Source organism: Thioalkalivibrio sp. ALR17-21, assembly GCF_000420185.1.
GTDB lineage: Bacteria > Pseudomonadota > Gammaproteobacteria > Ectothiorhodospirales > Ectothiorhodospiraceae > Thioalkalivibrio > Thioalkalivibrio halophilus.
Map to the genome: position 1 here is coordinate 1 of NZ_ATUL01000053.1, position 3,667 is coordinate 3,667.

Annotated in this window: 2 protein-coding genes and 1 pseudogene; all 3 read right to left on the reverse strand. The window is 71.4% G+C overall.

Annotated elements, in window-relative coordinates:
• Positions 1–77: 77 nt before the first annotated feature.
• Positions 78–2,678 carry a toxin VasX gene (locus tag G020_RS15610; protein ID WP_024330086.1) on the reverse strand — a complete coding sequence of 867 codons (2,601 nt, stop codon included), beginning with the start codon at positions 2,676–2,678 and terminating at the stop codon, positions 78–80.
• A complete protein-coding gene (locus tag G020_RS15365; protein WP_024330087.1) occupies positions 2,675–3,220 on the reverse strand; it encodes a DUF4123 domain-containing protein in 546 nt (181 codons plus the stop codon). The genes G020_RS15610 and G020_RS15365 overlap by 4 nt, the downstream gene beginning before the upstream one ends.
• Positions 3,217–3,667: pseudogene (locus G020_RS15570) on the reverse strand (type VI secretion system tip protein VgrG); the annotation flags it as partial. The gene G020_RS15365 and the pseudogene G020_RS15570, both read right to left, overlap by 4 nt.

The following is a 3,667-nucleotide window of genomic DNA, read 5'->3' on the forward strand; positions in this document are numbered from 1 at the left end:
GTGCAGGGTGACGACCTCGTCGGCGAGGCCGATCTGGCGGGAGAGGTCGGCAAGGAAGCGGCGCAGGTGCTGCATGGCTAGTCGATCCGGATGGGGGGCAGGGTGAGATCGGGGAACGGGCGATAGTACAGGGTGCCGGAGAGGGAGCTCAGGCGGTCGCCGTCCGGGGTGTCGTGGTAGATCAGGCGGTAGACGGGGCCGTCGGGAGCCTCCGCGCCACCGATGTCGAGGTCGAGATCCTTTTCGGTGATGGTGCGGCTGCGTTCGTCGTGGCGGACCAACCCGGTACGCCAGCGTTCGGTGGCCTCCAGGGTGAACATGCCGGGGAAGGGCGCGGCGGCGGGGAAGGTGACCAGCAGCACGCGGTAGCGGTAGACATCGCCGTAGCGCGGGTTGCGGGCCTCGCGGGTCTCCAGAGCGATGCGCGGCTGGTAGAGCAACTGGTAGAGCCGGCCGAGTTCTTCGTCCAGGTCGCCGGCCCAGTCGGCCGGGTGGCTGCCGAAGCGGGTGCCGCGCAGCCACTGTTCCAGTTCGTTGTCGCGGGTGAAGCGCAGGCTGACCGCGCCGGCGACGATGACCAGCGTGAGGGAGAGGATCACGGCCGGGGCGATGCGGGCGCGGGCGGCGGTGCTGGCGGCCTGGGTGGCGCGCCCGACGTGCAGGGCCTGGCGGGCCTGGCGGTAGGTGTGGAAGGCGTGGGCGCCGGCGGCGGTCTGGCCGAGGGCGGCGGTGGCCATGCCGGCCTGGATGTTGCCCGAGCGGTGATCGCCCTGGCGGTGGCTCTCCCAGGCACCGTACCCGAAGTAGACGGCGTCGAAGACCGCGGTGATTGACAGGGTCAGGTTGGTGGCCTGCCCCCAGACCAGGTAGCGGTCGAAGGCGCCCTGCCAGCCGGCGGACATGCCCTGGCGGGCGAGGATATCGTCGGCGTCGATCTGGGCGAAGTGCTGGATGGTGGCGGCGGTGGCGCTGGCGGTGCCAAACCCGCCTCCAGCAGCCGCGGTCGCGGTCTGTACAGATCGATCTCCGGTTGCCAGTTGAGTGGCGGCATTAACGACCATCAACCCGTTCATCAGCACCAGCAGGCTCTTCAGCGGGGTCTCCCGCAGCGCGCGCTGCAGAAAGGGGTTGCCCTCGGCGGAGGAGGCGCCCTCGGCGACCAGCCGGATGGCGGCGGCCTGCCGCCCGTCGAGGCCGGGCAGCAGGTCGGGTCGCATCTGGTGCAGCGGCGGCGGGGCGCCGGCGGCCCGGGCGCTGGGTTCGTTCATCCAGTCCAGCAGCGAGCGGGCGGCGACCGGTTCCACCTTCAGGCGCTGCCCGCTGCGCGCCAGGGCGGCGGCGAGATAGCCGGCGACCAGGGTGCGGTGGGCGGAGGTGGCGCCCTGTTCGCGCAGGATGGGGCCGACGGTGGTGACCAGCACGAGGAACAGGCCCTCGCGGGCCGTGCTCAGGCCGTGGCCGAGCTGTCCGGCCAGGTGGTTGAGGCTGTGCGCCCAGGTTTCCCAGTCCTGCGCCTGCAGGGACTCGCTGACCGCGACGAGACTCTGGACATCGTCCAGTTGCAGCGGTGTGGAGTGCCCCAGCAGCGCCGTCCACAGGGAGTGGCCGCCATGCAGGAAGGGCGGGCCCGCTTCGGGGTCGAGCAGGTTGGTGACCAGGGTGGCGCCGGCTTCGTGCTGGGTCACGCCGCCAAGGGCCGCGCTCCAGAGGGTTTCCATCGCCTCGTGGTCGGCGTCGCGCGAGGGGTCGAAGTGGCTCTGGGCGGAGGCCATGGTGTCTGGGCTGTCGCCTTCCCAGAGGGTCTCCATCCAGCGCTCCCAGTCGGCGATCAGGGCGTCGAGGTTGCGCTCGATGGCCTTGATCTCCCGCCCGTGGCGATGGATGGCCTGCTCAAGGCGGTCGCGGTCGGCCAGCCGCGGAAGCCGCCCGCGAAAGCCCTCGCCCTGGCGGTCCAGCGCCAGGATGTTCTCGGCCAGGATGCGTTCTTCGCCTTCGCTGGCCAGCCAGTCGGTGCGTTGCGCCTGCCCCCGGCGCACCAGGTGGGCCAGTTCGATGACGGCGCCCCAGGGGTCGTCGACCAGGGCCACGGCCTGGATCTCGGTGTGTGCCATCAGGGCGGCCAGTGTGTCCCGGTCCGGCATCCAGGGGCCGGGCTCACAGCTCCAGTCGAAGGTCTCGGCCGGGGCGTCGTTGAGCTCCGGAATCTGGTCGAACCACTCTTCGGGGTCGCTGTTGGGGGCCTGTGCGGGCGTGAAGCAGCGCATCAGGGAGCCGCGCAGGCCGGCGTCGGCCTTGATGGCGTTGTAGTGCGACTCGCTCCAGCGAACCGGGGACCAGGCGATGGCGGCGACCCGGCCGGCGGGGGCGTGGAGGAAATGGAGTGGGGCGGGCAGGACGACGTCGCCGGCCCGGGGGGTCTCCTCCAGCCGACCGCCCTGAACCCGGTACTCGACCAGGCGGGCCTGACAGTCCAGCCACAGGTAGCACCAGCCGTCGCGCAATGGCCGGGCCACGTAGCGAAGCGGCGCGCCCGGGCCGGAGCCGTCGGGCGGCACGAGGCGGCCCTCGAGCTCCGGCAGGCCGAAGCCTTCGAGAAAGGGGCTGGGTTCATCCTCGGTGCCGATGGCGTAACGTACCGGGACGACGGCGGCCAGCAGGGGGCATTCGGCGGCGCTCATGCCGAGGCCTCCCCGGCTGCGAGTGCGGCCATCTGCCGGGCGTCAAGCGCGAACGGTTCCGGGCCCGGGTCCCCGTCGCGAGCGGCACCCGCTGGACGGGGCTCCTGTGGCAGTGGCGACCAGGCCGGCTGATCGGCGGCAAGCCGCACGCCGGTGATGCCTTGCCAGAACCCGCGGGGCATGGCGTGGTGGCGCTGTCCACGCTCCATCACCCGTGCATCGGCGTAGCGCAACCACAGCGTCTGTCCCATCGGGCCCGTCGGAAGCAGCCGGCGATACCAGAAGGCCGCAAGCGCATAAAGCCCCAGGTCGCAGTCGAACGCCCACGCGTGGCGAGCCGGCGGTGCGTTATTGCGCCAGTGAACCGCCAGGGGGTCGTCGTCTTCAAACCGCGCCAGGATCGGGCCGCTTTGGGCGATGGCCTTGTGCGGGGTGCCGTGCAGCACGCCGATGGCCTCGATAGCGGCGTTGTCGGCATAAAGCGACCCCAGCGCTCCGGGGTTCAGGGCGCCGTCGATCATCATCCATTGATGGGTGGTCATGGGGTATCTTCCTTTCCCTGGCAAATTTCGCACACGCCTTCGCCGGCCTCGGCCGCCTCGTGCAGCAGGAGTTGCTGCTTGAGCAGGGCCGCGGGCCCCTGCGTGGTGGCGCCCTCGTTCGGTTCCGGCTGCACGTGCCCCGGCAGTTCCGGCGCCTGCGCCTGCTGGGCGCTGCCGGAGCCGGGGCTGCCGCCGGAGTTGAGGCGGACGTTCGGGCCGCTGAGGGTGACGCCGGAGGGGTCGACCTTGATGAAGCTGCCGCCGGCTTCGAGGGTGATTTCGGCGCCGGCGTCGAGGACGACCTGGTGTCCGGCCTTGATGTGCAGTTCGCGGCCGCACTCGCTCAGCCAGGCCTGACCCGCCTTCAGGTGCAGGGTGCCGTCGACGGTGAGGTGCTGGTCGGCGGCGGTGTGTTCGCGGCGTTCGCCCTGGACGGTGAGGTGTTCG

Excerpts from the sequence above, each read along its gene's own strand:
- G020_RS15610 (WP_024330086.1), bottom strand. The coding sequence starts at position 2,678 with ATGAGCGCCGCCGAATGCCCCCTGCTGGCCGCCGTCGTCCCGGTACGT.
- G020_RS15365 (WP_024330087.1), bottom strand. The coding sequence starts at position 3,220 with ATGACCACCCATCAATGGATGATGATCGACGGCGCCCTGAACCCCGGA.